Origin of the sequence: Ilumatobacter sp. (assembly GCF_041688325.1) — a bacterium.
Lineage (GTDB): Bacteria > Actinomycetota > Acidimicrobiia > Acidimicrobiales > Ilumatobacteraceae > Ilumatobacter_A.
On record NZ_JBDNIJ010000170.1, the window covers coordinates 1 to 2,709 of the forward strand.

Sequence of the window (2,709 nt, forward strand, 5' to 3'; positions counted from 1 at the left end):
GCCGATGCAGCCTTCAATGCGCTCGCTGATGCCGGCCTGACCATCAAGGACATCGACGGGCTCGCCACCGCTGGCGAACGACCCACCGATGTCGCGCACTACTTGGGCATCACGCCGCGCTGGGTCGACGGCACGTCGGTTGGCGGCTGTTCATTCATGATTCATGTTCGTCACGCAGCCGCCGCGATCGCCGCCGGCCTCTGCACAACCGTGCTCATCACCCACGCCGAGAGCGGGAAGTCGCGCGTCGGCACAGCACCGCAATCGTTCACCAGCGCGATGTCTGGGCAGTTCGAGCGGCCCTTCGGAGTCACCGGGCCGCCGACGATGTTCGGCCTCCCGGTACTGCGACACATGAAAGACACCGGGCTCACCCACGAGCAGCTGGCCAATGTCGCCGTCGTGCAACGCGAGTGGGCCGGGATGAATCCTCGGGCAACGTTCCGAGACCCGATCACTGTCGACGACGTGTTGTCGTCGCGCATGATTGCCTACCCGTTCCACCTCCTTGAATGCTGCCTCGTCACCGACGGCGGCGGGGCGCTCATCGTCACCTCGGCTGACCGTGCCAAAGACTTCCCCACCAAGCCGGTGTACGTGCTCGGCCACGGTGAGGGCGTCGAGACACCGATGGTGTCGCAGATGGAGAATTTCAGCTCATCGAAGGCGTTCCGCATCGCAGGCGCCGACGCGTTCGCCAGCGCCGAGATCACCACCGATGACGTCGATCACTTGATGGTCTACGACGCATTCGCCCACCTCCCGCTCTACGGGTTGGAAGACCTCGGGTTCTGTGAGCGCGGCGAGGCTGGCGACTTCGTGTGGGAGCGCAACACGGCACCCGGCGGGTCGCTGCCAATGAACACCAACGGCGGCGGGCTGTCCTACATGCACTCCGGCATGTACGGGATGTACGCCATGCAGGAAAGCGTCCGCCAAATGCGCGGCACTGCGCCCGCTCAGGTCAACGGCGCTGAAGTCTCGGTGTCGTTGGGTGTCGGCGGCATGTTCGGCGCAGCCGGCTGTGTCGTGTTCAGCAACATCGCCCCCTGATACTTAACCAGCACTCAACTCACACCCGAACAGCAACTCACAACTGGAGCTCAACATGGAGATCAACGGACTGAAGGCAATCCTGATTGGTGGTGCATCGGGCTTCGCTCGGGCAACAGCCGTACGAATCGCCGCCGGCGGTGGTTCGGTGGCCATCCTTGACCGCGAGGCATCGGCTGGTGCCGAGGTTGCCGCGCAGTTGGGTGGGACGTGGCACCCCACCAACGTGCTCGACTTCGACGGCATTGAGCTCGTCATCAACGAAGCAGTCGAGGCGCTCGGTGGCCTCGATGTCGCGGTGAACACCGCAGGCGGCGGCAAGGCTGGCCGCACACTCGGCCGCAGCGGGCCGTTCGACCTCGACGACTTTCGAGCCGTGATCGACCTCAATCTGATCGGCACGTTCAACACCAACCGGTTGTGTGCCGCACACATGGCCAACAACGAACCCAACTCCGACGATGAGCGAGGTGTGTTGATCAACACCGCTTCAATTGCCGCGTTTGAGGGTCAGATCGGCCAGGTTGCCTACACCGCAGCGAAGGCCGGCATTGCGGGTATGACGCTGACGATGGCGCGCGATCTTGGCACGCTCGGCATCCGGGTCAACACCATTGCCCCCAGCTTGTTCGCCACCGGCCTCACCGCCGGGGTGACCGACGAGCAAGCCGCCAGCCTCACCAAAGACGCTGCCTTCCCGCGCCGCCTCGGACGCCCCGACGAATATGCACGCCTCGCCATCGCGATGATCGAGAACCCAATGCTCAACGGCGACACCATCCGCCTCGACGCGGGCACACGCTTCGCACCCAAGTGAACAAACGAAGCGTCGGGCCTCGGGCAAATATGATCGCTGCAGATAATCGCCGGGCTGTGCAGTCGGCCGCCACCGCGTTCTTGTCACTCGCTGCACCGACCGCGATGCTGGGCGTCATCTGGCCCGATGTTCGCGAGCGGTTCGATCAGTCCCTCGGAGCCCTCGGAGTTGCGGCCCTCGTTTACGGCCTGGGGAGAGCGACCACAGCGTTGAGCGGACCCATGCTGATGCGGTGGTTCGGGATGGGCAGAGCGTTCGTTGTCGCCTTGAGCATTCTTGCCCTCGCAGTCATGTCGATGGCCTTGGCGACGACCTGGCCAATGTTCTTGATGGCACTGGCATGCGTCGGGCTTGCATCGGGGCCAATCGATTCACTCAGTGCTGGCTTCATCACGACCATCCGAGATGTGGGATCGTCGGGGCTGATTCATGGTGCGTATGGCGTGGGTGCGACACTGGGGCCGCTGATCGTGGTCGCTGTCTCGAGCTGGCGCCTCGCCCTCGGATTCTGCGGGGTGATCGTCATCGGGGCTGCCCTGGTCGCCTTGCGGAACCAGCAAGCATGGCCCGACATCACGCCGTACGTGCGCAAGGCGGGCAGTCGTGCGCCGTTTGCACCCACAGCGCTGTCACTCGGAGCCTTCAGCGCGTTTGTCGGCATGGAGGTCACGACCGGACAGTGGGCCTTCACCCAGCTCACCGAAGGGCGACACGCTGGCGACGCCCTGGCTGCCATCGCCGTCGCGCTCTTCTGGGGCGGTCTGTCCGTTGGACGTCTTGTGCTTGTCAGACCATCGGTTCGCGAACTGGCTGATCGAGTTGGACTGTCCCGACTCGCC

At 64.2% G+C, this 2,709-nt stretch carries 3 protein-coding genes; all 3 read left to right on the forward strand.

The genetic code is table 11. The features are described 5' to 3' along the window. Nucleotides 1-1,053 (forward strand): thiolase C-terminal domain-containing protein (locus tag ACH2EI_RS10765; RefSeq protein WP_395157019.1); only part of this gene is annotated, 1,053 nt, incomplete at its 5' end. A 55-nt stretch (nt 1,054-1,108) separates the two neighbouring features. Beyond that, nucleotides 1,109-1,870, forward strand: coding sequence for an SDR family NAD(P)-dependent oxidoreductase (locus ACH2EI_RS10770; RefSeq protein ID WP_395159988.1), 762 nt, complete (start codon nt 1,109-1,111; stop codon nt 1,868-1,870). A 56-nt stretch (nt 1,871-1,926) separates the two neighbouring features. Further along, the coding region (locus ACH2EI_RS10775) for an MFS transporter (RefSeq protein WP_395159990.1) at nt 1,927-2,709 on the forward strand (783 nt) is incomplete at its 3' end.